Genomic DNA, 26651 nt, shown 5'->3' on the forward strand with positions numbered 1-26651 from the left:
CCGGAGCCGGGGGCGACCGGCCCCGACCAGTGGCTCGGCTCACATCGTTGGCCCGCTGATCGACGTGCCGTCCGGTGGTCAGCAGACTGTTTCCCGGACCTGATCTCGGAGGTGGTCGTGGAGCGTCGACCGAGTGTGTTCGTCCGGCCGGTCAGCATGGAGGAGGGCAGCCGCTTGAAGCGGATCAGCCGGCCCGCGGAAAACCCGGCGGGGGTGCGGCGGACGGTCGTGGTGCTGGTCGATGCACCTGGGGAACGGGGGGACTCGTGACGTTGCCCGCGGACAGTCACGTGCACAGCGAGTGGTCCTGGGACGCACCGATGGGCTCGATGGAGCTCTCCTGCGCGCAGGCGGTGGACCTGAGTCTGCCGGCGATCGCCTTCACCGAACATCTCGACCACACCGTCTGGACCGTCGCCCTCGACGGCCTCCACGCCAGCGACCATCTCGCTGCCCTGGCCACGCCGGACGGGCAGCTGACTCCCCCGAAATTCGACGCCTCCGGGTATCTGGAGGCGATCGAGGAGTGCCGCGAACGGTTCCCGGAGCTTCGGATCCTCAGCGGCCTGGAGATGGGAGAACCGCATTGGCACGCTGCGGCCATCGCGGAGGTGCTCGGCGCCGGCCGGTTCGACCGGGTGCTCGGCTCCCTGCACTGCCTTCCACTTCCGGGTGGGGACGGGTTCGCCGAGCCGCCGGGCCTGTACGAGCATGGGGAGGCGGCGGAGGTCGTCCGGGAGTACCTGGCTGAAGTGGCCAGGCTGGTGAGCGAAAGCGATGCGTTCTCCGTGCTGGCCCACATCGACTACCCGATCCGCTACTGGCCGCAGCAGAAGGCCGGGCCGTTCGAACTTTCGGCGTTCGAGGACGAGTTCCGCTACGCGCTGCGGGCGACTGCCCGGTCGGGCAGGGCGCTGGAGATCAGCACCCGCATACCGCTGCACGCGACCATCCTGCGGTGGTGGCACGAAGAAGGCGGAGACGCGGTGACGTTCGGAAGCGACGCCCACGACCCCTCAGCCATCGCCCGCGGTTTCCGTGAGGCGGCACAGATGGCAGAAGCTCATGGGTTCCGCCCCGGGGCGAACCCGTACGACCTCTGGGGACGCGTGGACTGATCTCGCCTGCGTCAGCCACCCCGTAAGCCCTGCATCAGGTGGGCTGGCTGTGATCGCACAGGTTCGCCGGTTTTGATGGTCGGCGCGGTTGGATGCGCGGTGACATCCGATCCGTTCGGTGGAGGTGCGGTGGCCGAGCCTGTCCGTATGCGCAGACTGACCCAGACGTCCTCGCAGCCCAACGCCGCGAACGCGCCCGCATCCGCAGCGAGAAGGGGCATCCGGTGGGGCGGACGCCCCCTCATCATTGACGCGGCATGACCCGGTCGTTCTGCAGACCCGCACCCCAGGAGCCCTCGCACGGCAGTGGAAATCATCTACGAGACGCACGCCACCACCACGGACAACGAGGCCGGCATCTCCACCGGCTGGCTTCCCGGCCACCTCTCGGCGCGGGGACGCCGCGAAGCCCGTGGATTCGATCGCAAGGCGGAGGGTCGCCCCGATACTGGATGTATCGGGGGGATCCCGACAACGCGGCGAGCGTGCGTGCGAGACGTCGCCGAGCAGGCGGGACTTTCGAAACACCCCCTAGAACGGATACCAGCGCACCTCCGGATCGTCGTCGCGCAGGGACGCGACCCTGCGCCGGAACTCCGCGAGCGCCTTCGGGTTGCCCGGCGCGTGCTGCGAGACCCATGCGCAGCTGGCCGTTTCCCGTGCCCCCCGCAGCACCGCGCACCCGTCCCAGTCACGGACGTCCCAGCCGTAGACGTCCGTGAACGCGTCGTACGCCTCCGGCGCCAGCCCGTACCGGTCCCGGGACAGTGCGAGGACCACCAGGTCGTGCTCGCGCAGATCCATGGAGAACGTCTCCAGGTCCACCAGCACCGGTCCGTCCGGACCGACATGGACATTGCGCGGCAGCGCGTCGCCGTGGATCGGCCCCGGGGCCAGATGCGGCACCAGCGCCGCGGCCGCCGCGGCGAACCCGTCCCGCCGTTCGCGCAGATACGCGGCGTCGGCAGGATCGATCGCGTCCCCCGCGAGCCGCAGCCACCGCTCCACCCCGCCCAGCAGCTCCCGCCGCGGCAGTGCGAGCCCCTCAGGGGAGGGCAGCGCGTGGACCTGGGTGAGCAGCTGTGCCAGATCCCGCGGCTCGGCGGCGCGTACCGCGTCGGGGAGCCGGTGCCACACCGTCACGGGGTGCCCCTCGACCGATCGGGCCTTCGGTTCGGCGGCCCGCACCGCGGGGACCCCCGACGCGGCGAGCCACTCCGCGACGGCCACCTCACGTTCGGCCCGGCTCAGCAGTTCCGGGTTCTGCACGGCGTCCCGGCCGACCTTGACCACCAGGTCACCGACGGCGAACACCGCGTTCTCACCCAGCGCGAGCAGCTCCGCGCCGTCGGACAGGCCGGCGGCGGTCAGCACCTCGCGCGCACGCATCTCGTTCATGGCGTCGATTTTCGCATCCGTGCAGGCCACCTTGACGAACCGACGGACCGTCAGGACCATGGCGGAGGCCACCTGAGCGGCCAGGTCTGGATGAAACAGATCCAATGACGCAAGGGGGCGAATTCATGACATTGGCCAATGCAGCGGTGCGACCCGGGCAGCACGACCCGCCCTCCGGCCCGTGGTCCGGGCAGCGGAGCTCAGCGCCACGGAGCAACCGGAACTCCGGCACCTGGTTCCTGGTGCTGCCCGCGCTGATCCCGATCCTGATCCTGAGCGTGGGCCCGCTGCTCTACGGCGTCGCGCTGGCATTCACCGACGCCCAGTCCGGCCGCACCCGCTCCACCCAGTGGGTCGGCGGCCTGAACTTCCAGGACCTGCTCCACGACACCCTCTTCTGGGAATCGTTCCGGATCGGCCTCGTCTGGGCGGTCGGCGTCACCGTCCCGCAGTTCGTGCTCGCGCTGGGCCTCGCCCTCCTGCTCAACCAGAACCTGCGGATGCGCTGGCTGGCGCGGGCCCTCGCGATCGTCCCGTGGGCCATGCCCGAAGTGGTCGTCGGCATCATGTGGCGACTGGTCTACAACCCCGACGCCGGCGTCCTCAACGAGACCTTCCGCGACCTCGGGCTCGGCGACGGCCGGGACTGGCTCACCGGACTCGGCACGGCACTCCCCGCCGTGATCCTCGTCGGCGTCTGGGCCGGCATGCCGCAGACCACGGTCGCCCTCCTGGCCGGACTCCAGAACACGCCGCACGAACTCCATGAGGCGGCGGCCCTGGACGGCGCGGGTGCCTGGCGCCGGTTCCGTACCGTCACCTGGCCCGCTCTCCGGCCTGTCGCGCTCTCCATCACCGCGCTCAACCTCATCTGGAACTTCAACTCGTTCGCGCTGGTCTATGTCCTGACCAACGGCGGGCCCGGCGGCCGTACCCGGCTGCCGATGCTCTTCGCGTACGAGGAGGCCTTCCGCTACGGCCAGTTCGGCTACGCGGCGGCGATGGGCTGCGTGATGGTCGCGGTGATCTCCATCGCCCTCGCCTTCCATCTGGTCGGCCGCATCAGGGGAGGTGAGGACCAGTGAGTCTCCGTACCCGCAGATCCGCCCGGGCCGGACAGTACGCGGCGCTCCTGGGCTACCTCGTCTTCCTGGCGTTCCCGTTCCTCTGGCTCATCTCGACCGCCTTCAAACCGGCACGCGAACTGGGCTCCCTGCACCCCACCTGGATCCCCCGGCATCCGACCCTGGACAACTTCCGGCAGGCGTTCGACGAGCAGCCGCTGCTCCACGCCGCCGCGAACTCGCTTATCGCCGCGGTAACCGCGGCCCTGATCGCCGTCGTCGTCGCCACACCCATGGCCTACGTGATGGCACGCCGGCGCACCAGGCTCTCGGCGGCGGCCACCGGCTGGGTCGTGGTCAGCCAGGCGTTCCCGTTCGTCCTGCTGATCATTCCGCTCTTCCTGGTCCTGAAGAATCTGCATCTGATCAACACCCGGTGGGGGCTGATCATGGTGTACGTCGTCTGGGCGCTGCCGTTCGCGCTGTGGATGCTGGTCGGTTACGTCCGGGCCGTACCGCGCGAACTCGAAGAGGCGGCCTCGGTCGACGGCGCAGGCAGGCTGCGGACGCTCACCTCGGTCACCGCCCCGCTGATGGCCCCCGGAATCGTCGCCACCGCGCTCTTCGCGTTCATCACCGCATGGAACGAGTTCTTCTTCGCGCTCGTCCTGCTCAAGACACCGGAGAAGCAGACCTTGCCGGTCGTACTCACCCATTTCCTCGGCGCGGAGGGCGCGGCCGAACTCGGTCCGCTCGCCGCCGCCGCGTTCCTCGCCACCCTGCCCTCCCTCGTCATCTTCGCGGTCATCCAGCGCCGGATCACCGGTGGCATGCTCGCCGGGGCGGTGAAGAGCTGATGCGCGCCCGCGCCCGGGTACGCGCGGCGGCCGCCGCGGCCGCCGCCCTGACCCTGCTCCTGACCGGCTGCGGAGGCGGCGGTGGAACGGACAGCAGCGGGAAGATCAAGCTCCGCTTCCAGTCGCTGGCCTGGCAGAAGGAATCCGTCGACGCCAACAGGCAGCTCGTCCGGGAGTGGAACGCGAGCCACCCCGACGTCCAGGTCGAGTACGTCCAGGGCAGCTGGGACAGCGTGCACGATCAGCTGCTCACCTCCTTCGAGGGCGACGAGGCCCCGGACGTCATCCACGACGCCTCCGACGACCTCGCCGACTTCGCGTACGGCGGATACCTCGCCGACCTGCGCACCCTGCTCCCGAAACGGCTGGCCGACGACATTCCGCGGCAGAGCTGGCGGACCGCGACCTTCGGCGACGGCGTCTACGGGGTGCCGTTCCTCCAGGAACCGAGGGTCCTGATCGCCAACGCCAAGATCCTCAAGGCGTCCGGGGTCCGTGTCCCGACCCCTGCGAAGCCCTGGAGCTGGGACGAGTTCCGGCACGTCACCCGGGAACTGACGGGCAAGGGAAAGGGAAAGGCGACCTACGGGATCGCCTGGCCGCTGCGGGAACCCGTCTCCGTCACCCTGAACCTCGGCGTCTCCAGCGGCGGTCAGCTCTTCCACCGCGGCGCCGACGGAAAGGTGACCATCCGCCTCGGCAAGGGCGACCGGATCATGCCGGACACGGTCCACGACCAGGTCGGTACCGACCACAGCGCCGCTCCCGCCGCGCTCGGCATGGGCGGCTCCGACACCCTCCCGGGGTTGTTCGGCGGCCGGTACGCGATGGTTCCGCTGGGCTTCTCGTACCGCCAGCAGGTCGTCGAACAGGCCCCCGAGGGCTTCGACTGGACGGTGCTGCCCGCCCCGGCCGGGAGCGACGGGCTCGCCCAGGGGGTGAGCCCGCAGACCCTCTCGGTCGCCGAGTCCAGCCCGCACAAGAAGGCGGCCGTGGAGTTCATCGACTTCCTGCTCCGTCCGGAGAACATGGTCCGCCTGGCGAAGGGGGACTGGATGCTGCCGACCGGTACGGCGGCGCTGGCGGACCCCGCGCTGCACACCCCGGAGAACGGCTGGGCGACCGGCGCGGCACTCGCGGAGGCGCTGCGCCCGGCGCCCGCCCAGACCGTGCGCGGCTATCCCGAATGGAAGGACAAGGTCGCCACGCCGGCTCTCCAGGAGTACTACAGCGGCGCGATCGGCGAGGAAGAGCTGAAGAAGCGCCTGGTCGACGACGGGAACCGGGTTCTGGCCCGCTATCAGCGCTGACGGGCGCGCGATTTCAGCGCGGCCGGGACGTCTCGCGGGCCTCCACGCGGGGACGGTGCACAGCGCCCCCGTGGAGACCGCCGCCCGCCGGCGCCGCGCGCATCGACCGCCGCTCCAGGTGTCGATCCCGCGTGCCCGTCCGCTTCCCGGTGGGCCGGCGGCGGGGCATCCAGCTGCCGTTCGGACCGCCCGGAGGCCGGCCCGAACGCCTTGCGGTCACGGGTCGTCGGCGAGCGGCTGTCCGACTTGACCGCTGCCGGCCGGTTTCTTATTACGAAACCTTGTTGAGTAAGTCACAGCTGCATGAAGGGGTTGATCTGCTCGCGTCAATCGGTCAGGGTTTCGAGCCAGCCCCCGGAGATCTTCCGGCCGAGGGCCAATCCCCCCACAAAGAATGACGAGGAGACCCCTCTTCATGGCCACACACAAACACGTCCGCCGGACCAAGCTGACCGCAGCGGTCACCGCCGTCGTCGCGGCCGCCGGAGTCACCGTGCTGGACACATCGTTCGCCGGAGCGGCCCCCGCGCCGGCGGCGGGCACCGTCTACGGCGCCGGCGCGGCGACCGCCGTCCCCGGCAGCTACATCGTGATGCTGGACCGGAAGGCCGACAAGGCGAAGCTCGCCGAGGAGTACGGCGGCAAGCTGAAGCGCAACTACAGCTCCGCCGTCAACGGCTTCTCCGCCAGCGGGCTTTCGCGGACGGAGGCCAAGCGGCTCGCGGCCGACCCGGCCGTGTCCAAGGTCGTCCAGAACAAGAAATTCCACATCGACACCACCCAGGACAGCCCGCCGTCCTGGGGTCTCGACCGGATCGACCAGACCGCGACCGCCGGCGACCGGGCGTACACCTACCCGGACAGCGCGGGCGACGGTGTCACCGCCTATGTCATCGACACCGGTGTCCGGACCACGCACAAGGAGTTCGGGGGCCGGGCCGTCTCGGGCTTCGACGCCGTGGACAACGACGACAGCGCCGACGACGGCAACGGCCACGGTACGCACGTGGCCGGCACCATCGCCGGGGCCACCTACGGCGTCGCCAAGAAGGCGAAGGTCGTCGCCGTCCGCGTCCTGGACGACGCCGGCTCCGGCACCACCGAGCAGGTCGTCGCCGGCATCGACTGGGTCACCGAGCACCACCAGGGCCCGTCCGTCGCCAACATGAGCCTCGGCGGCAGCGCCGACCCGGCGCTCGACGCCGCGGTCCAGAAGGCCATCGCCTCCGGAGTCACCTTCGCGGTGGCCGCCGGGAACGAGTCCGCCGACGCCGGCGAGAGCTCCCCGGCCCGCGTCCCGGAGGCCATCACGGTCGCCTCGTCCACGGTGGACGACAAGCAGTCCTCGTTCTCCAACTACGGTGCGACCGTGGACATCTACGCGCCGGGCTCGGACATCGTCTCGTCCTGGAACGACAGCGACGAGGGGACGAACACCATCTCCGGCACGTCCATGGCGACCCCGCACGTCGTCGGTGCCGCCGCCGTCTACCTCGCCGGACACCCGGACGCCACCCCGGCGGAGGTCGCCGCGGCGCTCACCGACGGCGCGACCCCGGACGCGATCTCCGACGCGACCGAGGGAACTCCGAACCGGCTGCTGAAGATCGTCGAGTAGCGGCCCACCGGAACAGCGGCCGCCGCGCCCTCCCCCACGGGGCGCGGCGGTCGCACTCTTCGGGCGGATGGTCCTATGGTGTGCCCATGACCACGATGTACGCGGCGCTGTTGCGCGGGATCAACGTGAGCGGCCACAACAGGGTTCCGATGGCGGAACTGCGCACCCTGCTCACGGAGCTGGGCCACGAGAACGTCCGGACCTACCTGCAGAGCGGCAACGCCGTCTTCAGCAGCTCCTCGGACGACGAGGACGCGCTCGCGGCCGAGCTGCAGCGGTCCATCGAGAAACGGTTCGGCTTCGCGGTCCCGTGTCTGGTCCGCGACGGTGCCTATCTCGCCTCCGTCGCCGACGACTGCCCGTTCCCGGTCGGCGCTCTCCAGGGCAGGCAGCTGCACGTCACCTACTTCGACCGGCCGGTGGACGCCGCCCGCTTCACCCCGGTCGAGGCCGGCGCCTTCCTCCCCGAGGAGTTCCGGCTCGGCAACCGCGCGCTCTACCTCTACGCCCCCGACGGGCTCGGCCGCTCCCGGCTCGCCGCAGCGCTCCACCGCCCCGCGCTCACCAAGGGCCTGGTCGCCACCACACGCAACTGGAACACCGTCGGCAAACTCGTGGAGATGACACGTGACTGAGCCGTTGCCCGGAGTGGCCGCAGCCGTCGAGGGCGAGCTGAGCCTCCTCGACCCGCTGGTCCGTTACTCCGCCGTCCTCCTCGGCCGGGTGCTGCACCCGGAGTTCCGCGAGATCGACACCACCGGCCGTTTCTGGGACCGGGACGCGACCATCGCCTCCCTGGTCGCGGACCGGGCACCCCGGCCCGGACCGCTCACCGCCTCCCGGATGCACGGCGTCCAGCTCGCCGACGGCCTGGTCCATCTGACCTTCGACTCGGAGGCCAAAGGCGTACGGGCGCACCGTAGTTCGCTCTGGCGGCTGACCGGCAAGAACTGGCTGCTCTACTTCCACCAGGCGACCGTCTTCGCCGGCGGACCGTCCGGCGACTGACGGCGGGCGAGCCCGCCGTCCACGGACGCGCGTCAGATACGTGCGACGCGCTGCGCCCGCGCCGTCCACCGGCCGTCCGTACGGGTGATCCGCACCGGATGCCCGAAACAGTCACTGACCTGGTCCGTGGTGAGCACCTCGTCGGCCGGCCCCGAGGCCAGACACCGCCCCGCCCGCAGCAGCATGGCATGCGTGGTGGAGGCGGGCAGCTCCTCCAGATGGTGGGTGACCAGCACCGTCGCCAGCTCCGGGTGCTCCTCGCGCAAGGTGTCCAGGGCGTCCAGCAGCTGCTCACGGGCGGCGAGATCCAGTCCGGTGGCCGGCTCGTCGAGGAGCAGCAGTCGCGGCTCCGGCATCAGCGCCCGGGCGATGAGCGTCCGGCCCCGCTCACCCTGTGAGAGCGACGGCCAGCGCGAGCCGGTCTTCCCCTCCATGCCCAGCATCTTCAGCAATCGGTCCGCCTGCGCGCGCTGTTCGGCGTCGGCGGACCAACGCGGCACCGGTTCGACCGAGTTGGTCAGGCCCGTCAGCACCACCTCGTGCACCGACAGCGGGGAGCGCAGAGGATGGCGGGGATTGACGTGCCCCAGCAGGGTCCGCAGTTCCCGCAGATCGACCCGTCCGATCGTCCGGCCCAGGACCTCGACCGACCCGTCGGTGGGGTGGGTGACCGCACCGAGCAGGCCGAGCAGCGTGCTCTTTCCGGCCCCGTTGGCACCGAGCAGCGCCCAGTGCTCACCGCTTCTCACGGTCAGCGAGACCGAGTCGAGCAGGACTTTGCCGTCCCTGACGAGCCGTACGGCGTCGGCCCGGATGACCGGTACCGGGGCAGCGTCGGTCGTGGAGGGGGTGGTGGCCATGGGCGGGTACTCCTTCATGCGGGGGCGAGCATCTCCGGGAGGCTCAGGTCCTCGGCGGACAGCAGGTCTCCCGGAGCCATGAGGCTCTCGGCCGGACGTACCGGGCGAGCCTCCGCCCGGTGCAGGGCAGGGCTCGGAACACCGGCGCGGAGGGTGGTCGGGAGGGATCCGGACCTGGGCGGCACCGAGCCGGCCGACGAGCGCCGCGCGGCGGACGGACCGGTCGGGTGCGTCGCCGTTCGTCAGGGGAACCGGAGCGGGAGCGCGAACCCATGAGGTCTCGCGGATCGCGGCACCACGTCGGGCGACCGGTCGGGAAGACCTGGAACGCTTCTGCACCGGGGCGATCCCGGTCGGGGAGAGTGCCGCCTGAAGCCGGCCGACGGTACGGGTGTCCAGGCCGATGAAACGGATTCTACCTCCCTGCCTGCGGGTCCCTGGTGTCCGGCCGGCCGGCGGGCACCGGGCCGGATCCGCCGGCGCCGCCGACGGAGGCCGATGCGCCCGGCGCGGCCGCTGCTCGGACGGGCCCGCCGCGGAGGAGGCCGCTCCGTGGAACAAGAGCCGCCCGCATAGGATTTGACGGCCACGGACGACCTACGACGGACTGGACGGAGCCCGGATGCGCTACATCATGGTGGGGGCAGGCGCTGTCGGCGGCGCGATAGGGGGACGGCTCGCCGAGGCCGGCCTGGAGGTCGTCCTGGTGGCGCGGGGCGCGCAGTACGAGGCGGTGCGCACGGGCGGACTCCGGCTCGTCACACCCGACGGCCCGCGCACCCACCCGCTCCCCGTCGTCGACCGGCCCGAGGCTCTCGACCTGACCCCGGACGACGTACTCGTGCTCGCCGTCAAGACGCAGGACAGCGTCGCCGCACTCGACGCCTGGAGCAGCCGGCCCGTGGCGGGCGGCGGGACCGCGGGTGAGCTGCTGCCGCTGATCTGCGCGCAGAACGGAGTCGAGAGCGAACGCCTCGCGCTGCGCCGCTTCCGACACGTGTACGGCATGTGCGTCTGGCTGCCCGCCACCTTCGTCAGGCCCGGCGAGGTGTTTGCGGCCGGGACCCCGCTGACCGGCATCCTGCACCTGGGGCGCTACCCCGCCGGAACGGACGCGACGGCCGGGCGGATCGCCGCCGACCTGGAGAAGGCGAAGCTGCTCGCCCCCGTCGTGCCGGACGTGATGCGCTGGAAGTACGGGAAGCTGCTCTCCAACCTCGCCAACTCGATCGAGGCGGTCACCGGACCGCTCGCCGGGAACCACGCCGCCCTCGACCTGTTCGAACGGGCGCTCGCCGAGGGCCGTGCGGTGCTGGCGGCCGCCGGTATCGACGCGGTGGGGCGGGAGGAACAGGAGCAGGCGCGGGGCGGCCGCATGCGCATCGAGCCGTTCGACGGTTCGCCGCGCGGTGCCAGTTCGTCCTGGCAGAGTCTCAGCCGCGGCACGGGCACCATCGAGGCCGACTACCTCAACGGCGAGATCGTGCTGCTCGGCCGGGAGCACGGGGTGCCCACACCGGTCAACGACGTACTGCGGCGCACCGCGAACGCGTTCGCGCGCGAGCGGCGGGAGCCCGGATCGATGCCGGCGGCCGCACTCACCGCACTGGTCGACGCGGCGTCCTGACCGGCCGGAGGCCGGTCGGCTGTCGCCGTTCCTCGCTCGCCCTGTCCCCGCTCACCTCCAGTTCTCGCGGGGACGAGCGAGGCGAGGTCGCGGTGGAGGGCGGCGGTGTCGCTGCCGTGCCGGGTGAACCGCGGCGACCATCGCCTGCGAATGGCCCAGCAGATCGGGTGGCAAATGGCCCGCAGCGATATGCCAATCACTGGCTAGGCTCGGACCATGACCTCTCAACGGAACCAGGGCACCGCCCCGGCCGTCGTCGACTTCTACTTCGACCCGGCCTGCCCGTTCGCCTGGATCACCTCCCGCTGGATGCTGGAGGTGGAGCAGCGGCGCGACATCGAGCTCCGCTTTCACGTCATGAGCCTGTATCTGCACAACGTCGGCAACGAACTCCCCGACTGGTACCGGGAACTGGTCGACAAGTCGATCGGCCCGGTACGGGTCGCGGTCGCCGCCGCGGCGGCCCACGGAGACGGGGTGCTCCGCGACCTCTACACCGCCTACGGCACCCGCATCCACCAGCAGAAGAACGAGGACTTCGACGAGGTGGTCGCCGCGTCCCTCGCCGAGCTCGGGCTGCCGGCGGAGCTCGCCGACGCCGCGCACTCGGAGGCGCACGACGAAGCGCTGCGGCGCGGCCACGACGCGGGCAAGGACCCGGAGGCGGAGGGTTACGTCGGTACCCCGACGATCCATGTCGACGGCACGGTGTGGTTCGGTCCGGTCCTCAGTTCCGTCCCGCGCGGTGAGGAGGCGGCCAGGCTCTTCGACAGCTTCCGGGTGCTGGCCGGCTACCCGGACTTCTTCGAGCTCAAGCGCACCCGCACCGGCAGCCTCGATCTCGGCTGAGCCGTACGGCCCTCAGGCGGTGAGCCGCGTAGCGGCCGGGACGCACGCCTCGTCGTACCGGGTGAGCAGCAACCGTGCCAGCTCCGGCGCCGGACCCAGGACACCGGCCAGCACATCGGCGCCCGCGGCGCCGGCGGCGATACGGTCCGGCAGGCGGCCGGGGGCGATGACATAGGGGGCCACCGCCACCCGGCACACCCCCTCGGCCCGTAGGGCCCGCACCGCGTCCTCGGTACGGGGGAGAGATGCGGAGGCGAACGCAGGCCGCACGGCGCACCAACCGGTGTGCCGCAGCTCCCGCGCGATTTCAGCGATCACTGCGATCGCCTCCGGGTCTGTGGAGCCCGCCGAGGCCAGGACGAGCCCGGTCGAGCTTCGGTCGCCGGGGGTGACCCCGGCCTCGTACAACCGCCGCTCCAGGGCGGAGTTCAGCAGCGGCGACGGGCCGAGCACCTCCGCCTGGCGGATCCGCAGCAGCGGCAGCCGGTGCTGCGCCTCGCGCAGCACGGCGGGGATGTCGGACTTGGCGTGGAAGGCCCGGGTCAGCAGCAGCGGAAGGGCGACCACGTCACCGGCCCCTTCCGCTGCCAGCCGCTCCAGCACCCGCGGCACGGACGGGGCGTTGAACTCCAGGAATCCGGTCTCCACGCGCAGCCCCGCCCGCAACGCCCGCACCCGAGCGGCGAGCGCGTGCACGGTCGCCGCGTGCCGTGGGTCGCGGCTGCCGTGGGCGATGACGAGAAGAACGGGGAAAGGCATGACAGTACTCAGCTCCTGACCAGGAGGCCGCGGCTGCGCAGCACCCACCGCTCCAGCGGACTGAAGATCAGCAGATCGATGGCGATACCGACGATCAGGATCAGGAAGATGGCGAGGAACACCATCGACATGCTGCTGGTCTCCCGGCCCTGCTCCAGCAACTGCCCCAGTCCCACGCCGAGATCGGGCGACGAGGCGATGATCTCGGCGGCCATCAGCGAGCGCCAGGAGAACGCCCAGCCCTGCTTCAGCCCCGCCAGATAGCCGGGCAGTGACGCGGGCAGCACGATGTGCCAGGTGCCGCGCAGTCCGGTGGCGCCCAGCGTCTGACCGGCCCGCAGATGGAGCGGCGGGATCTGGTCGACACCGGCGACGAGACCGTTGGCGATCGACGGGACGGCTCCCAGCAGGATCACCGCGTACATCATCTTGTCGTCGAGCCCCAGCCAGATCACCGCGGGCGGCACCCATGCCACCGACGGCAGCGACTGGAGTCCGGAGAGCACCGGGCCGATCGCCGCGCGCACCACCTTCACCCGCGCCACCAGCAGCCCGAGCGGGGTGCCGATGACGAGCGCCAGCAGGAAGCCGAGCAGACCGCGCGAGACACTGGTCCAGATGTAACCGAGCAGGGTGCCCTGCGCCCAGGCGGCGGTCACCTCGTCCCAGACCTGGGACGGCGACGGCAGCTTGTAGTCGTCGGTGACCTTCGCCCAGATCAGGACCTGCCAGACGACGAGGACCAGCGCGATCGCCACGACCGGCGGCAGGACCTTCTGCACCAGCACCTGGCGCACCGGGGTCCGGTTCACCCGCACGGCGTCGAGTGCGTCGAGACCCGCCTCGAGACCGGCCAGGTCCTGGGCGGCGTCCTTGACGGTGGTGTCCTCGGCGGTGGTGTCAGTGCTGGCCATGTCGGCGGATCTCCCCACGCAGTTGTTCGGTGATCTCGACGGACAGCTCCGCCACCGCGGTGTCCTCGATACGGCGCGGCTGGTCGATGTCGACCGTCCACTCCCGGGCGATCCGGCCGGGCCTCGACGACAGCAGGACGACCCGCTCGGCGAGCCGGACGGCCTCCCGCACGTTGTGCGTGACGAAGAGGACCGAGACGTTCGTCTCGCGCCAGATCCGGGTCAGTTCGTCGTGCAGCACGTCCCGGGTGATGGCGTCGAGCGCGGCGAACGGCTCGTCCATCAGCAGCAGTTGGCTGTCCTGGGCGAGCGCGCGGGCCATCGCCACCCGCTGGCGCATACCGCCCGAGAGTTCATGCACCCGCTTCCCGTACGCCCCGCCGAGGCGCACGAGTTCGAGCAGCCGCTCGGCCTCCGTGCGGCGGTCGGACCTGGGTACGCCGCGCAGCCGCAGAGCGAGTTCGATGTTCTTGCCCGCGGTCAGCCACGGGAAGAGGGCGTGCTCCTGGAACATCAGGGCCGGCCGCCCGCCCGGGGTCTCGATGGACCCCGCGGTCGGGCGGTCGAGTCCGGCCACCAGATTGAGCAGTGTTGATTTGCCGCACCCGGAAGCTCCCAGGAGGGTGACGAACTCGCCGGGAGCGACATCGAGCGTGATGTCGTCCAGGACGAGCTGCCGGCCCTCCGGTCCGCCGAAGGACTTCGAGACGTGCTCGATACGGGCGGCGTGCCCGACCGCCGCACGGTCCTCGGCCTTGGTGAGCGTGGTCGTCGCCATGGTCGTCACCTCCTGGGAGATCCTGGAACGGTCGGGTGGGTTACTTGACGCCGAGCCCGGCGTCGGCGACCTCGGGCTTGCCCGCGGCCTTGAGGATCTTGTTCAGCGGCTTCAGGTCGTAGATGCCCGTCAGGTCCGTCTGGTCCAGCAGACCCGCCTTCACCGCGTGCCTGGCCTCCGTGTCGAGCGTCGCGGCCAGCGGGTCGTCGATGAACTGGATCGACTTCCACGCCGGGTCCAGGACCTCGGGCGGCAGCTCCTTGCCGGACAGCTCCTTGAGCGCGGCGTTGGCGGATGCCTTCGCCTTGTCCGGGTTGGCGTTGATCCACGCGTTGGTGTTGACCGAACCGCGGAGCACCGCCTCGACGACGTCGGGGTGCTCGGTGAGGAACTTCTGCGACACGATGATGTTCGTGATCACGAACTTCTTCTCCGGCCACAGCGTCGACTCGTCGAGGAGTACCTTCGCGCCCTGCGCGACCAGCTTGGAGGCGGTCGGCTCGGGGACCCATGCCCCGTCGATGGAACCGGACTTGTAGGCGTCCGGCGTCACCTTGTTGTCCGTGCGGACCACGGAGACGTCGCCCTTGCCGCTCTGGGCGTCGACCTTCCAGCCCTTCTCGGAGATCCAGTTGAGGAACGCCACGTCCTGGGTGTTCCCGAGCTGCGGGGTGGCGATCTTCTTGCCCTTGAGCTGGTCCAGAGACTTGATCTTCTTCGGGTTGACGACCAGCTTCACGCCGCCGGAGGCCGAACCGCCGATGATCCGCAGGCTCTTGCCCTTGGACTTCGAGAAGCCGTTGATGGCGGGGGAGGGGCCGATGAAGCCGATGTCGATCGAACCGGCGTTGAGCGCCTCGATCTCCTCCGGGCCCGCGTTGAACGTCGACGGCTTGACCGTCGTGCCCCCGAGCTCCTTGGCGATCAGGCCTTCCTGGATGCCCACCAGGGCGGTGGCGTGCGTGAGGTTCGGGAAGTAACCGATCTTCACGGTGTCCGCGGAGAGCTTCTTGCCGTCGGCGGAGACGTTCGCCTTCTTGGCGTCGTCGTCCTTCGCGTCGGAGCCGTAACCGCAGGCGGTGAGCGCCACGGCGAGCAGCGGCAGGGCGGCGGCAGCGGCGAGGCTGCGGCGCAGGGTGGTACGGGTGGCAGGCACGGGAGGCTTTCCTCTCGTTGGCCCGGTGCTCACGTCCTCCGGGAACTACGGGGACGCGGCCGGGAAGTCGGCATGTCTTCGTCTGAACTCGTGGTGCAGGCGGTGCGGTTGGTGCAGGAGGGCGCGCAAGCAGTGCGCGTACGTCATCGCGCACATCGCGAAACTCCGCCCTGGCCGCTGCCGAGGGCGCCGCTGCCGATGCGGCCGCCCTCCTTCGCGAACGTCGCGTAGATGTCGATACCCATCAGAAGTCCCATTGCGCGTCGTCGTTGTCGGCCTCGGCCGCCGGCTCGGCGGCGAACGACTCGCCCGCCATACCGGCCGCGAGGGTGGTGCCGTCCGCCGGGTCGATCAGCAGGAACGAACCGGTGCGCCGCGAGTCGGCGTACGTGTCGAGTGCGAGCGGCTCAGCGGTGCGGACGACGACCCGGCCGATGTCATTGGCGACCAGCTGTCCGGGCGCCGGGTGCTGGGAGAGGTCGTCCAGCGTCAGCCGCGACGGGATGTCCTTGACGATCGCCTTGACCGTGCGGGTGGTGTGCTTGAGCAGCACCCGCTGGCCGACGGTGAGCGGCTGGTCGGCCACGTGGCAGACGGTCGCCTCGACGTCCTGGGTGACCGCCGGTGCGTCGCCGACCGGTGCGATCAGGTCGCCGCGCGAGACGTCGATGTCGTCCGCCAGCAGGAGGGTCACCGACTGGGGCGCCCAGGCGATGTCGACGCTCTCGCCGAGCGCGTCGATACCGGCGATCGTCGACGTACGGCCCGAGGGCAGGACGGTGACGGACTCGCCCACGCGGAACGCGCCGGCCGCGATCTGGCCCGCGTAACCGCGGTAGTCAGGGTGCTCGGCCGTCTGCGGACGGATCACGTACTGCACGGGGAACCGGGCATGGCAGGTGGTGAGGTCATGGCTGACCGGCACCGTCTCCAGGTGTTCGAGGACCGTCGGGCCGCCGTACCAGTCCATGTTCGCGGACGGCTCCACGACGTTGTCACCGGCGAGTGCGGAGATCGGGATCGCGGTGATCTCCGGGACGCCGAGCGAGGCGGCGTACGCGGTGAACTCCTCGGCGATGGCCGCGAAGACCGGCTCCGCGTAGTCGACCAGGTCCATCTTGTTGACGGCCAGGACCACGTGCGGAACCCGGAGCAGCGCGGCGACGGCCGCGTGCCGGCGGGTCTGCTCGACGACACCGTTGCGGGCGTCGACCAGGACGACGGCCAGCTCGGCGGTCGATGCGCCGGTCACCATGTTCCGCGTGTACTGCACATGGCCGGGAGTGTCGGCGAGGATGAAGCGGCGGCGGGGCGTCGCGAAGTAGCGGTAGGCGACGTCGATGGTGATGCCCTGCTCGCGCTCGGCCCGCAGCCCGTCGGTCAGCAGTGCCAGGTCCGGTGCCGCCTGGCCCCGGCTGCGCGAGGCGTGCTCGACGGCCTCCAGCTGATCGGTGAGGACCGACTTGGAGTCGTGCAGCAGGCGTCCCACGAGGGTGGACTTGCCGTCGTCGACGGATCCCGCGGTGGCGAACCGCAGCAGGGTCGTGGTCGACAACTGATCCGCGTGCTGGGTGAGTGTGGTCATCTTAGAAGTACCCCTCGCGCTTACGGTCTTCCATCGCGGCCTCGGACATCTTGTCGTCGGCGCGCGTCGCACCCCGTTCGGTGAGCCGGGAGGCGGCGATCTCGGTGATCACGGCGGCGAGTGTCGTGGCGTCGGAGTCGACGGCGCCGGTGCAGGACATGTCGCCGACGGTGCGGTAGCGCACCTGCCGGGTCTCGACCTGCTCGCCCTCCTTGGGACCGCCCCAGTCACCGGCGGTCAGCCACATCCCGGAGCGGTTGAAGACCTCCCGCTCGTGGGCGAAGTAGATTTCCGGAAGCTCGATGCCCTCACGCTCGATGTACTGCCAGACATCGAGTTCGGTCCAGTTGGAGATCGGGAAGACCCGGACGTGCTCGCCCGCGGAGTGCCGGCCGTTGTACAGCTGCCACAGCTCGGGGCGCTGCCGGCGCGGGTCCCACTGGGAGAACTCGTCGCGCAGCGAGAAGACCCGCTCCTTGGCGCGGGCCTTCTCCTCGTCGCGGCGGCCCCCGCCGAACACGGCGTCGAAGCGGTGCTGCTGGATCGCCTCGGTCAGCGGCACGGTCTGCAGCGGGTTGCGGGTGCCGTCGGGACGCTCGCGGAGCTTCCCGGCGTCGATGTACTCCTGCACGGAGGCGACATGGAGCCGAAGCCCGTGCTGGGCGACCGTGCGGTCCCGGTAGTCGAGGACCTCGGGGAAGTTGTGCCCGGTGTCCACGTGCAGCAGCGTGAACGGCACCGGCGCGGGCGCGAACGCCTTCAGCGCCAGGTGCAGCATCAGGATGGAGTCCTTGCCGCCGGAGAACAGGATCACCGGCCGTTCGAACTCTCCCGCCACCTCACGGAAGATGTGCACCGCCTCGGACTCCAGGGAGTCCAGGTGGCTGAGTGCGTACGGATTGTCGGTGCCTTCCGACACAGTCGCGACGGTGGTCACGCTGCACCCCTCTCGCTCAGCAGCGCGTACAGCTCCGCCGCGGACTCCTGCACGGTCTGCTGGTGCGACTCGATCCGCAGGTCCGGCGACTCGGGCGCCTCGTACGGGTCGTCGACCCCGGTGAGCCCGCTGATCTCGCCCGCCGCCTGCTTGGCGTACAGCCCCTTCACGTCGCGTACGGAACACACCTCGACCGGCGTCGCGACGTGCACCTCCAGATACGTGGTGCCCTCGGCCAGGTGACGCTTGCGTACCGCGTCCCGGCTGTCCGCGTACGGGGCGATGACCGGGACCAGCACCTTCACGCCGTTGGCCGCGAGGAGTTCGGCGACGAAGCCGATCCGCTGCACATTGGTGTGCCGGTCCTCGCGCGAGAAGCCCAGACCCGCGGAGAGGAACTCGCGGATCTCGTCGCCGTCGAGCACCTCCACCCGGTGGCCCTCGCCGCGCAGCCGCCCGGCCAGTTCGTACGCGATGGTGGTCTTGCCCGCGCTCGGCAGACCGGTCAGCCAGATGGTGGCTCCCGTCTCCGTCACGCTCATCGAAGTCTCCTGATCAGTCGTCATCAGTCGTGCAGCCCGCACTCGGTCTTGCCCCGCCCGGCCCAGCGGCCGGCGCGTGCGTCCTCGCCCTCCAGCACCCGGCGGGTGCAGGGCGCGCAGCCCACGGATGCGTAACCGTCCATCAGCAGCGGGTTGGTGAGGACACCGTGCTCGGCGACGTACGCGTCCACGTCGTCCTGCGTCCAGCGTGCGATCGGCGAGATCTTGACCTTCTGCCGCTTCTCGTCCCAGCCGACGACCGGGGTGTCGGCCCGAGTGGGGGACTCGTCGCGGCGCAGTCCGGTCGCCCATGCGGCGTACGAGGCCAGACCCTCCTCGAGGGGCTCGACCTTGCGCAGCTTGCAGCACAGGTCCGGATCCCGGTCGTGCAGCCTCGGTCCGTACTCCGCGTCCTGCTCGGCCACGCTCCGACGCGGGGTCAGCGTGATGACATTGACGTCCATCACGGCCTCGACGGCGTCACGGGTGCCGATCGTCTCCTCGAAGTGGTAGCCGGTGTCGAGGAAGACCACGTCGACACCCGGGAAGGCGCGCGAGGCGAGGTGCGCCACGACCGCGTCCTCCATGGAGGAGGTGACGCAGAACCGCTTGCCGAAGGTGGCGGTCGCCCACTGCAGGATCTCCGGTGCGGAGGAGTTCTCCAGTTCCCGGCCGGCCCGCCCGGCCAGCTCCCTGAGGTCGTCCGCCGTGAGCTCCGCAATTTGCTGAGTCTCCGTCATATCCCGTCCCCTTCAACGTCGTTGCGCTGGAGTCCCCGGGTCAGCAGGCCCAGGAACTTCAGCTGGAACGCGCGGTTGCAGGAAGCACATTCCCAGGCTCCGTGCCCGGTCTCGTGCGGGCGCAGGTCCTCGTCGCCGCAGTACGGGCAGTAGAAGGGTGCGGCGCGCTCGCTCATGACAGCGACTCCGCATCGGCCCGCGCCGCCCAGGTCGCGAACCGCTCGCCGTCCTCGCGCTCCTCCTGGAACCGGCCCAGTACCCGCTCGACGTAGTCCGGCAGCTCCTCCGAAGTGACCTTCAGGCCACGGACCTTGCGGCCGAAGCCGGCCTCCAGGCCCAGGGCGCCGCCCAGGTGCACCTGGTAGCCCTCGACCTGGTTGCCGTCGGCGTCCAGCACCAGCTGACCCTTGAGGCCGATGTCCGCGGTCTGGATGCGGGCACAGGCGTTGGGGCAGCCGTTGATGTTGATGGTGAGCGGCTCGTCGAACTCCGGCATGCGGCGCTCGAGTTCGTCGATCAGCGAGGCGCCGCGCGCCTTCGTCTCGACGATCGCCAGCTTGCAGAACTCGATGCCGGTGCAGGCCATCGTGCCGCGGCGGAACGGTGAGGGCTTCACCTGGAAGTCGAGCGCCTCCAGCCCCGCCGTGAGGGAGTCCACCTGATCCTGCTCGACGTCGAGGATGAGCATCTTCTGCTCGACGGTGGTGCGCAGCCGGTCCGAACCGTGCGCGGCCGCCAGCTCCGCGATCTTGGACAGGGTGGACCCGTCGACCCGGCCGACCCGCGGCGCGAAACCGACGTAGAAGCGGCCGTCCTGCTGCTGGTGGACGCCCACGTGGTCGCGCCACCGGCTGCTCGGCTGCTCGGGGGCGGGCCCGTCGAGCAGCGGGCGCTCGAGGTACTCGTCCTCCAGCACCTGGCGGAACTTCGCCGGACCCCAGTCCGCCATCAGGAACTTCAGACGGGCGCGGGTGCGCAGCCGCCGGTATCCGTAGTCACGGAAGATTCCCACCACGCCGGCCCAGACGTCCGGCACCTCGTCGAGCGGCACCCAGGCGCCCAGCCGCTCGGCGAGCCGGGGGTTGGTGGAGAGTCCGCCGCCGACCCAGACGTCGAAGCCGGGACCGTGCTCGGGGTGGACCACGCCGACGAACGCGATGTCGTTGATCTCGTGCACCACGTCCTGCACGGGCGAGCCGGAGATCGCGGTCTTGAACTTGCGCGGCAGGTTGGAGAATTCCTTGTTGCCGATGTAGCGGTCGTGGATCTCGTCGACCGCGGGTGTGCCGTCGATGATCTCGTCGGCGGCGATGCCCGCCACCGGGGAGCCGATGATCACGCGCGGGCAGTCGCCGCACGCCTCGGTGGTGGAGAGCCCGACGGCCTCCAGCTTCTCCCAGATCGCCGGGACGTCCTCGATGCGGATCCAGTGCAGCTGGATGTTCTGCCGGTCGGTGATGTCCGCGGTGCCGCGCGCGTACTCCTGCGAGATCTCGCCGATGACCCGCAGCTGCGCGGTGGTCAGCCGGCCGCCGTCGATCCGGACCCGCAGCATGAAGTACTTGTCGTCCAGCTCCTCCGGCTCCAGGACCGCGGTCTTGCCCCCGTCGATCCCGGGCTTGCGCTGCGTGTAGAGGCCCCACCAGCGCATCCGGCCGCGAAGGTCGTTGGGGTCGATCGAGTCGAACCCCCGCTTGGAGTAGATCGTCTCAATGCGCGTCCGCACATTGAGACCGTCGTCGTCCTTCTTGAACTGCTCATTGCCGTTGAGCGGAGTGTGGTGCCCCACGGCCCACTGGCCCTCGCCGCGGTGGCGTCCGGCCTTGCGGCGGGGTGCGGTGGTCGCAGGCTGTTCCGGGGTGGCGGCCATGACAGTACGTCCTTCGGGACTGCGGGAGGGCGGCTCTGAACGGCACACTCGCGCTGAGGCGCGGCGGTGCGCGGGAGTTGCAGAGAAAAGTGGATCGCGGCGGTGCTGGGACTCTCAGCTCGCCGGACAGATGGCGCTGAACATGCGGCCGAGGTCGACGTGGCGTCGACTCACCAAGGCAATTCCAGTTCCAGGCATGACGGAAGCCTGTCACGCGACTCTCTGAGCAGTCCACCACGATCCATGATGTGGACGAGACTGTCCCGATATATGAGATGCAGTGGTTCGGGCCGCCGGGTTGGCGTGGACAGCGGATCCGAAATGGCATCAATTGCCCCCGGTGCTGCGGCGGAGGAGCCGCCCGACGACCGGTGTCGCGGCTCACTCCGCATCTGATCCGGCGTCCGGGCGAAGGGCCCGCTGCTCCGGCGGGAGGTGCGGGCCCTTCGCCGTCCACCCGGCCGGCCCCCGCCGGCTCCGCCGTGCCCTACCGCGCCGCGCCCGGCCAGGGCCCGGGCGACGCCACCTCCGGCTCCTGCTCGACCTTGGTGTCGAAGAGCCGGAAGCCGCGGCGCAGGTAGTTGTCCATCGCGTGCGGGCCGTCCTTGGAGCAGGTGTGCACCCACACCCGCTTCGTCGGCTGCCGATCCGGCCAGCGCTCCGCCAGATCCCAGGCGCGCGCGACCCCGTAGGCGAGCAGATGGCCGCCTATCCGGCGCCCGCGGAAGGCCGGGATCAGCCCGAAGTACATGATCTCGACCACGCCGTCGTCCTGCGGGTCCAGTTCCATGTATCCGGCCGGGGTTCCGTTCTCGTACGCCACCCAGGTCTCGGCCCCTGGCCGGTCCAGCGTCTCCTGCCACTGCGCGTACGTCATCGGCAGCCGGTCGGTCCACTGGATGTCGCCGCCGACGGCGGTGTAGAGGAAGCGGCTGAACTCGGGCAGCGGTACCGCGGACCGTACGATCCGGACGTCCCCCTCCGGGGCGGTGGCGGGCCGTAGATCGTCGGGGGAGGTCTGCTCCAGGGACCAGACGGTCACCTCGGCTGCGGCAGCTGTGGGCTCGGGGTTGCTCATGACTGCCAGGGAACCATGCCGCAGAGCTCTGGCCAAAGCCTGTCCCGTGGCCTGGACCGCCCGGCTCCGCTCACACCGCCGTACGGGCCCTGACCACCACCGGAGCCGTCGAGCGCGGCAGCAGATCGCCCGGATGCTCGGGGTGGATCACCTCCACCTCGACACCCTCGCCGAGGCGGTACGGGCGGTGGGTCAGTACCTCGGCGAGGTGGCGCCGGATGCGTGAGATCTCGGCCCGCACCGTCACCGTCCGGGTCGGATCGCCGAAGACGTCCTCCGCCAGCTCGGACGCGGTACGTCCCTCGCGGTGCAGCGCCAGGGCGTACAGCAGTTCGGCGTGGCGCGGTGAGAGCCGCTGGGTCCAGGTGCCGACCGGCCCCACCACGCTGACCGCGAGGCGCTGCGGGCGGCTCAGATCGAGGACCACCCGGCGCGGCGGCCCGTCCGAGGGACCGTCCGCCACCTGGAGCAGCCAGCCCCCGGGCAGTGGCTCCACCCGGCACATGCCCAGCGACGGCAGCCAGGTCCGGCCCGGCCGCAGCGACTTCGGCAGCGGCAGCCGGTCCACCGGCGGCATTCCGATCACCGCGGCCGGCCAGCCGTGCACGTCCACCGCCAGAGCCCGGCCGCCCAGCCGGGCAAGCAGCGGTGTGGCCACCGAGCGCAGCCGGTCGATCGCGACCAGATGGCCGGTCCGGATCTCGCTCTCGGCGAGCCGGGCCACCGATCCGACCAGCGCCAGCGTCATCGGATGGACGGTGGACACGGGACCGCTGATGTCGACGACGCCCAGTATCCGGCCGTCCCGAGGGTCACGGACCGGGGCCGCCGCACACGTCCAGTTCTGGAGAGTACGGACGAAGTGCTCGGACGCGTGGACCTGGACCGCGGCGCGCGAGGCCAGCGCGGTACCGATCGCGTTGGTACCGGTGGTCGTCTCGGACCAGGCCGCCCCCTCCTCCAGGCAGATGTCGTCGGCGCGGCGCAGCACCCCCGGATTGCCCTGCCGCCAGAGCACCCGGCCCTCGGCATCGGTGATGACCACGATCTGCTGCGCGGCGTCGGCGAGGGAGGCCAGTCCCTCGCCGAGAACCGGCATCACCTCACCCAGGGCTGTGCTCCGGCGCCGGTGCTCGATCTCGTCCGGTTGCAGCAGCACGCTCTCCGTCGACTGTTCCGGATCGACGCCGCTGCGCAGCACCCGTTTCCACGAGGCACCGATCTCGGCCCGCAGGGAGGCCTGCGTCCTGTCGCCCGTCGCCCTCGCCTCCCGGCCTCTGCGGAGCGGGCGTGCGGCCCGGTCCGGGTCCATGGCGGAGAGCCGCGCCACCTCGGCCGCCTGCGGCTCCACCGTCGCATCCCCCGTAACAGGGCCGAGTCGACGGCCCAGGGACCCCATCCTGCCGCTCCGGGGATCCCGATACCGGGCACTCCGCACAACCGGTGCAACCCTTTGCAACTCTGGCGGTGGCCCGCCGCCACGTATGAGAGTGGTGCAACACCGCACGGCGGAGCCTGGCCCCGCTGTTCGGTGTGCACAGCATGGAGGGTGGTGCCGTGTCGGCGCAGCACCACCCTCCGTCGCTGAACCGGGCGGGGTCAGTGCGCGACGGGCCGCGCCCGCTCCACGACCGGGACCAGGTCCAGGGTGTGCGGCAGCGTCCCGAATGCCGTCCCCCACTCCCCGCCCAGCCGTGAGGCGCAGAACGCGTCGGCGACCTCCGGCGGTGCCCATCGGACCAGCAGCGAGCCCTGCAGCACCAGCGCCATCCGCTCGGCGAGCCGGCGGGCCCGCGCCTCGATCCCGTTCAGATCGGCCAGCTCGGTCAGCATGTCCTTGATCGCTCTGTCCAGCCGGTGATCCGCGCCGCGCGCCCTGCCGACCTCCTGCAGGAACGCGTTGAGCGCCTGCGGCTCGCGCTGCAGCGCCCGCAGCACATCCAGCGCCTGTACGTTCCCCGAGCCCTCCCAGATCGAGTTGAGCGGCGCCTCGCGCAGCAGCCGCGGCATCCCGGACTCCTCGACGTACCCGTTTCCGCCCAGACACTCCAGTGCCTCGGCCACCATCGGCGTGCACCGTTTCGTCACCCAGTACTTCGCCGTGGGCACCGCGATCCGCAGAAAGGCCTGCTCCGTCTCGGTCCCGGCGTCGTACGCGGCGGCGAGCCGCAGCGCCAGCACCGTGGCCGCCTCCGACTCCAGGGCCAGATCGGCCAGCACGTTGCGCATCAGCGGCTTCTCGATCAGCACCCCGCCGAAGGCGCTGCGGTACGCGCAGTGGTGGACCGCCTGCGCCACCGCCTGCCGCATCAGTGCCGCGGAACCGGTCACACAGTCCAGCCGGGTCGCCGCCACCATCTCGATGATGGTGCGCACCCCGCGCCCCTCGTCGCCGACCCGGCGCGCCCACGTGCCGTCGAACTCGACCTCGCCCGACGCGTTGGACCGGTTGCCCAGCTTGTCCTTGAGGCGCTGGATCGCGAACATGTTGCGGGTGCCGTCGGGCAGCACCCGGGGCAGCAGGAAGCACGTCAGCCCGCCGGGTGCCTGCGCCAGCACCAGGAAACCGTCGGACATCGGCGCCGAGCAGAACCACTTGTGCCCGGTGAGCAGATACTCGCCGTCGGCGGCCAGCGGATCGGCCCTCGTCGTGTTGGACCGCACGTCCGTGCCGCCCTGCTTCTCCGTCATACCCATGCCGAAGAGGGCGCCGGTCTTCTGCGCGGCGGGCAGCAGTTCGCGCTCGTACACCGTCGAGGTCAGCCGCGGCTCCCACTCGGCGGCGAGCGCCGGATCGGTCCGCAGCGCGGGCACCGCCGCGTGGGTCATCGAAAGCGGGCAGCCGTGCCCGCCCTCGGCCTGCGTCCACACCAGGAAGCCGGCCGTGCGCCGCACATGGCCGCCCGGCCTGCCCCAGGCGTCGGTCAGCCCCGCGGAGACCGCGTGTCCCAGCAGGCGGTGCCAGGAGGGATGGAACTCCACTTCGTCGATGCGATGCCCGTACCGGTCATGGGTACGCAGCCGCGGAGGGTTCTCGTTCGCCTGCGCACCCCACCGCTGGACCTGTGCGGACCCGGCGGCCCGGCCCAGCTCGCCGAGCTCGACGCGCGCCGTGCCGAGCAGCTCGGGTGCGAGGTGACGCTCCACCGCCTCGGTGAGGGCGCGGTCGGCTGCGAAGACGTCGTAGCCGACCAGCGGCGGGACCTGATTGGACACGGTGTGGGTGGTGGCTGCCATGCCGATACGGTAAGGACGTGCAGGCAGCAAATGAAACACCCGAGCGGCCACGTGGCCGGCTCCACCGGGCCCGAGTCCTCTACCGCAACGTATCCAAGCGGCAGATGGTCTGGCAGTTGCTCAAGGACACCGTCAATTCGTGCATGGAGTACCGCATTCTGGGACTCGCCGCCGAGGCGGCGTTCTTCACCCTGCTCTCGCTCCCGCCGCTGCTGCTCGGCCTGATCGGTCTGCTCGGCTACGTCGACGAGTGGACGAGCACCACGACGGTCGCCTCCATCGAGCGCAACATCCTCAACGCGGCGCAGACGGTCCTGTCCGAGCGGGGCGTCAACGACTTCGCCAAGCCACTCCTGGCCGACGTCACGACCGGCGCCCGTCCCGATGTCATCTCGATCGGATTCGCGATCGCGCTCTGGTCCGGATCCCGTGCGGTGAACGTCTTCATCGACACGATCACCGTGATGTACGGCCTCGACGGCCAGCGCGGCGTCGTCAAGACGCGGCTGCTCTCGTTCGTCCTGTACATCGTCGCGCTGCTGCTCGGCGCGGTCGTGCTGCCGTTGCTCGTGGTCGGCCCCGACCGGGTCGTGGAGTTCATCCCGTGGGGCACGGAGCTCATAAGCGTCCTCTACTGGCCGCTGGTGATCCTGCTGTCCATCGCCTTCCTGACCACGCTCTACCACGTGTCCGTACCGGTCAGGTCGCCGTGGATCGAGGACACACCGGGCGCGCTGGTGGCGCTCGCGATGTGGGTGCTGGGCAGCTTCCTGCTGCGGATCTACCTGACCAGCACGGTCGAGGGTCCGACGATCTACGGCTCCCTGGCCGCCCCCATCGCCGTGCTGCTGTGGATCGGTATCTCCGCCTTCGCGGTACTGGTCGGTGCGGCCGTCAACGCGGCCATCGACCGGGTGTGGCCGTCGGTCGCGACAGCCGCGGCACGCGCCGCCAACGACCGGGTGCGGGCCGCCCAGGCGGCGGAGCTGGTGGCGCGCGCCAGGGCGGAGAGCGACGACGGCTGGGACGACATCGAGGACGGCGACAGCCCGTACATGCCCTCCGAGTTCCCGGAGCGGTGGTCGCGGTTCCTGCCGCCGGACGACGTGAAGTCCCGGCTGCTCCAGCCGAGGAGCGACAAGGACTCGGTCAAGGACCCGGCCAAGGACGGGGAGCGGCAGCCCAAGGGGTCCCGCGAGGCCCGTTCGTAGCCTCGGCCGCCCCGGAGCCCACGAGGCTGTTCTAGGGCGTGTTTCGAAAGTCCCGCCTGCTCGGCGACGTCTCGCACGCACGCTCGCCGCGTTGTCGGGATCACCCCGATACATCCAGTATCGGGGCGACCCTCC

General features: G+C 70.7%; 25 protein-coding genes. 10 read left to right on the plus strand and 15 right to left on the minus strand.

The features are described from left to right. Positions 1-266: 266 nt before the first annotated feature. On the plus strand, positions 267-1118 hold the full coding sequence (locus ACFVXE_RS24155) for a PHP domain-containing protein (protein WP_389673996.1): 852 nt from the start codon (positions 267-269) through the stop codon (positions 1116-1118). 531 nt (positions 1119-1649) lie between these two features. On the opposite strand, the gene ACFVXE_RS24160 is transcribed toward ACFVXE_RS24155, so the two are convergent. Continuing rightward, positions 1650-2516 carry a phosphotransferase enzyme family protein gene (locus ACFVXE_RS24160; RefSeq protein WP_389673997.1) on the minus strand — a complete coding sequence of 289 codons (867 nt, stop codon included), beginning with the start codon at positions 2514-2516 and terminating at the stop codon, positions 1650-1652. A gap of 125 nt (positions 2517-2641) precedes the next feature. Between ACFVXE_RS24160 and ACFVXE_RS24165 the strand changes: the two genes are divergently transcribed. The 6 genes from ACFVXE_RS24165 to ACFVXE_RS24190 all read left to right on the plus strand — a co-directional run bounded on the left by ACFVXE_RS24165 (position 2642) and on the right by ACFVXE_RS24190 (position 8373). Next, entirely contained in the window at positions 2642-3601 is a 960-nt protein-coding gene (locus tag ACFVXE_RS24165) for a carbohydrate ABC transporter permease (protein ID WP_389673998.1), read from the plus strand. Then, positions 3598-4437 (plus strand): carbohydrate ABC transporter permease, encoded by an 840-nt coding sequence (locus tag ACFVXE_RS24170; protein ID WP_389673999.1) that lies wholly within the window; start codon positions 3598-3600, stop codon positions 4435-4437. The genes ACFVXE_RS24165 and ACFVXE_RS24170 overlap by 4 nt, the downstream gene beginning before the upstream one ends. Further along, the gene (locus ACFVXE_RS24175; RefSeq protein ID WP_389674000.1) at positions 4437-5747 is read left to right on the plus strand and encodes an extracellular solute-binding protein; all 1311 of its coding nucleotides are present in this window, start codon (positions 4437-4439) and stop codon (positions 5745-5747) included. Before ACFVXE_RS24170 ends, ACFVXE_RS24175 begins: the two co-directional genes overlap by 1 nt. Positions 5748-6162: 415 nt before the next feature. Further along, positions 6163-7365 (plus strand): S8 family serine peptidase, encoded by a 1203-nt coding sequence (locus tag ACFVXE_RS24180; protein ID WP_389674002.1) that lies wholly within the window; start codon positions 6163-6165, stop codon positions 7363-7365. A gap of 86 nt (positions 7366-7451) precedes the next feature. Beyond that, a complete protein-coding gene (locus tag ACFVXE_RS24185) occupies positions 7452-8000 on the plus strand; it encodes a DUF1697 domain-containing protein (protein WP_389674004.1) in 549 nt (182 codons plus the stop codon). After that, a complete protein-coding gene (locus ACFVXE_RS24190; protein WP_389674005.1) occupies positions 7993-8373 on the plus strand; it encodes a DUF4440 domain-containing protein in 381 nt (126 codons plus the stop codon). The genes ACFVXE_RS24185 and ACFVXE_RS24190 overlap by 8 nt, the downstream gene beginning before the upstream one ends. A 32-nt stretch (positions 8374-8405) precedes the next feature. On the opposite strand, the gene ACFVXE_RS24195 is transcribed toward ACFVXE_RS24190, so the two are convergent. Beyond that, complete coding sequence (locus ACFVXE_RS24195) at positions 8406-9233, minus strand: ABC transporter ATP-binding protein (protein WP_389674007.1); 828 nt, start codon at positions 9231-9233, stop codon at positions 8406-8408. Between the two features lie 622 nt (positions 9234-9855). On the opposite strand from ACFVXE_RS24195, the gene ACFVXE_RS24200 reads away from it, so the two are divergent. Beyond that, positions 9856-10860 carry a ketopantoate reductase family protein gene (locus ACFVXE_RS24200; RefSeq protein ID WP_389674008.1) on the plus strand — a complete coding sequence of 335 codons (1005 nt, stop codon included), beginning with the start codon at positions 9856-9858 and terminating at the stop codon, positions 10858-10860. Between the two features lie 216 nt (positions 10861-11076). After that, on the plus strand, positions 11077-11709 hold the full coding sequence (locus ACFVXE_RS24205) for a DsbA family protein (protein ID WP_389674010.1): 633 nt from the start codon (positions 11077-11079) through the stop codon (positions 11707-11709). A 12-nt stretch (positions 11710-11721) separates the two neighbouring features. Here the strand turns inward: ACFVXE_RS24205 and ACFVXE_RS24210 are convergent, their stop codons facing one another. The 13 genes from ACFVXE_RS24210 to ACFVXE_RS24270 form a co-directional block, all read right to left on the minus strand. After that, complete coding sequence (locus ACFVXE_RS24210; protein WP_389674011.1) at positions 11722-12468, minus strand: sirohydrochlorin chelatase; 747 nt, start codon at positions 12466-12468, stop codon at positions 11722-11724. 8 nt (positions 12469-12476) lie between these two features. Further along, the gene (locus tag ACFVXE_RS24215; protein WP_389674013.1) at positions 12477-13382 is read right to left on the minus strand and encodes an ABC transporter permease; all 906 of its coding nucleotides are present in this window, start codon (positions 13380-13382) and stop codon (positions 12477-12479) included. Beyond that, positions 13369-14160, minus strand: coding sequence for an ABC transporter ATP-binding protein (locus tag ACFVXE_RS24220; protein WP_389674015.1), 792 nt, complete (start codon positions 14158-14160; stop codon positions 13369-13371). Before ACFVXE_RS24220 ends, ACFVXE_RS24215 begins: the two co-directional genes overlap by 14 nt. 40 nt (positions 14161-14200) lie before the next feature. Next, complete coding sequence (locus tag ACFVXE_RS24225) at positions 14201-15316, minus strand: aliphatic sulfonate ABC transporter substrate-binding protein (protein WP_389674017.1); 1116 nt, start codon at positions 15314-15316, stop codon at positions 14201-14203. 244 nt (positions 15317-15560) lie between these two features. After that, the gene (locus tag ACFVXE_RS24230) at positions 15561-16901 is read right to left on the minus strand and encodes a sulfate adenylyltransferase subunit 1 (protein WP_389674019.1); all 1341 of its coding nucleotides are present in this window, start codon (positions 16899-16901) and stop codon (positions 15561-15563) included. Position 16902: 1 nt separating this feature from the next. Further along, positions 16903-17838 carry a sulfate adenylyltransferase subunit CysD gene (cysD, locus tag ACFVXE_RS24235; protein ID WP_389674021.1) on the minus strand — a complete coding sequence of 312 codons (936 nt, stop codon included), beginning with the start codon at positions 17836-17838 and terminating at the stop codon, positions 16903-16905. After that, complete coding sequence (gene cysC / locus ACFVXE_RS24240) at positions 17835-18404, minus strand: adenylyl-sulfate kinase (protein WP_389674023.1); 570 nt, start codon at positions 18402-18404, stop codon at positions 17835-17837. The genes cysD and cysC overlap by 4 nt, the downstream gene beginning before the upstream one ends. Beyond that, positions 18404-19120 (minus strand): phosphoadenylyl-sulfate reductase, encoded by a 717-nt coding sequence (locus tag ACFVXE_RS24245; protein ID WP_389674025.1) that lies wholly within the window; start codon positions 19118-19120, stop codon positions 18404-18406. The genes cysC and ACFVXE_RS24245 overlap by 1 nt, the downstream gene beginning before the upstream one ends. Continuing rightward, positions 19117-19296: a hypothetical protein gene (locus tag ACFVXE_RS24250; RefSeq protein WP_250966951.1), complete on the minus strand. Its 180-nt coding sequence runs from the start codon at positions 19294-19296 to the stop codon at positions 19117-19119. Before ACFVXE_RS24250 ends, ACFVXE_RS24245 begins: the two co-directional genes overlap by 4 nt. Then, entirely contained in the window at positions 19293-20990 is a 1698-nt protein-coding gene (locus ACFVXE_RS24255) for a nitrite/sulfite reductase (RefSeq protein WP_389674027.1), read from the minus strand. Before ACFVXE_RS24255 ends, ACFVXE_RS24250 begins: the two co-directional genes overlap by 4 nt. Before the next feature lie 487 nt (positions 20991-21477). After that, entirely contained in the window at positions 21478-22068 is a 591-nt protein-coding gene (locus ACFVXE_RS24260; RefSeq protein WP_389674028.1) for a GNAT family N-acetyltransferase, read from the minus strand. A gap of 70 nt (positions 22069-22138) precedes the next feature. After that, on the minus strand, positions 22139-23380 hold the full coding sequence (locus ACFVXE_RS24265; protein ID WP_389674040.1) for a GAF domain-containing protein: 1242 nt from the start codon (positions 23378-23380) through the stop codon (positions 22139-22141). A gap of 287 nt (positions 23381-23667) precedes the next feature. Then, positions 23668-25305: an acyl-CoA dehydrogenase family protein gene (locus ACFVXE_RS24270; protein ID WP_389674029.1), complete on the minus strand. Its 1638-nt coding sequence runs from the start codon at positions 25303-25305 to the stop codon at positions 23668-23670. A gap of 17 nt (positions 25306-25322) precedes the next feature. Between ACFVXE_RS24270 and ACFVXE_RS24275 the strand changes: the two genes are divergently transcribed. Further along, the gene (locus tag ACFVXE_RS24275) at positions 25323-26516 is read left to right on the plus strand and encodes a YihY/virulence factor BrkB family protein (RefSeq protein WP_389674031.1); all 1194 of its coding nucleotides are present in this window, start codon (positions 25323-25325) and stop codon (positions 26514-26516) included. Positions 26517-26651 lie beyond the last annotated feature (135 nt).

It is taken from the genome of Streptomyces sp. NPDC058231 (assembly GCF_042882275.1).
In the GTDB taxonomy this organism is placed as follows: Bacteria; Actinomycetota; Actinomycetes; order Streptomycetales; family Streptomycetaceae; genus Streptomyces.

Coding starts and splice junctions, on each gene's coding strand:
- ACFVXE_RS24210 (WP_389674011.1), bottom strand. CDS start 12,468: ATGCCTTTCCCCGTTCTTCTCGTCATCGCCCACGGCAGCCGCGACCCA.
- ACFVXE_RS24270 (WP_389674029.1), bottom strand. CDS start 25,305: ATGGCAGCCACCACCCACACCGTGTCCAATCAGGTCCCGCCGCTGGTC.
- ACFVXE_RS24175 (WP_389674000.1), top strand. CDS start 4,437: ATGCGCGCCCGCGCCCGGGTACGCGCGGCGGCCGCCGCGGCCGCCGCC.
- ACFVXE_RS24230 (WP_389674019.1), bottom strand. CDS start 16,901: ATGACCACACTCACCCAGCACGCGGATCAGTTGTCGACCACGACCCTG.
- ACFVXE_RS24180 (WP_389674002.1), top strand. CDS start 6,163: ATGGCCACACACAAACACGTCCGCCGGACCAAGCTGACCGCAGCGGTC.
- ACFVXE_RS24250 (WP_250966951.1), bottom strand. CDS start 19,296: ATGAGCGAGCGCGCCGCACCCTTCTACTGCCCGTACTGCGGCGACGAG.
- ACFVXE_RS24220 (WP_389674015.1), bottom strand. CDS start 14,160: ATGGCGACGACCACGCTCACCAAGGCCGAGGACCGTGCGGCGGTCGGG.
- ACFVXE_RS24245 (WP_389674025.1), bottom strand. CDS start 19,120: ATGACGGAGACTCAGCAAATTGCGGAGCTCACGGCGGACGACCTCAGG.
- ACFVXE_RS24165 (WP_389673998.1), top strand. CDS start 2,642: ATGACATTGGCCAATGCAGCGGTGCGACCCGGGCAGCACGACCCGCCC.
- ACFVXE_RS24255 (WP_389674027.1), bottom strand. CDS start 20,990: ATGGCCGCCACCCCGGAACAGCCTGCGACCACCGCACCCCGCCGCAAG.
- ACFVXE_RS24160 (WP_389673997.1), bottom strand. CDS start 2,516: ATGAACGAGATGCGTGCGCGCGAGGTGCTGACCGCCGCCGGCCTGTCC.
- ACFVXE_RS24205 (WP_389674010.1), top strand. CDS start 11,077: ATGACCTCTCAACGGAACCAGGGCACCGCCCCGGCCGTCGTCGACTTC.
- ACFVXE_RS24215 (WP_389674013.1), bottom strand. CDS start 13,382: ATGGCCAGCACTGACACCACCGCCGAGGACACCACCGTCAAGGACGCC.
- ACFVXE_RS24195 (WP_389674007.1), bottom strand. CDS start 9,233: ATGGCCACCACCCCCTCCACGACCGACGCTGCCCCGGTACCGGTCATC.
- ACFVXE_RS24260 (WP_389674028.1), bottom strand. CDS start 22,068: ATGAGCAACCCCGAGCCCACAGCTGCCGCAGCCGAGGTGACCGTCTGG.
- ACFVXE_RS24200 (WP_389674008.1), top strand. CDS start 9,856: ATGCGCTACATCATGGTGGGGGCAGGCGCTGTCGGCGGCGCGATAGGG.
- ACFVXE_RS24185 (WP_389674004.1), top strand. CDS start 7,452: ATGACCACGATGTACGCGGCGCTGTTGCGCGGGATCAACGTGAGCGGC.
- ACFVXE_RS24265 (WP_389674040.1), bottom strand. CDS start 23,380: ATGGACCCGGACCGGGCCGCACGCCCGCTCCGCAGAGGCCGGGAGGCG.
- cysC (WP_389674023.1), bottom strand. CDS start 18,404: ATGACGACTGATCAGGAGACTTCGATGAGCGTGACGGAGACGGGAGCC.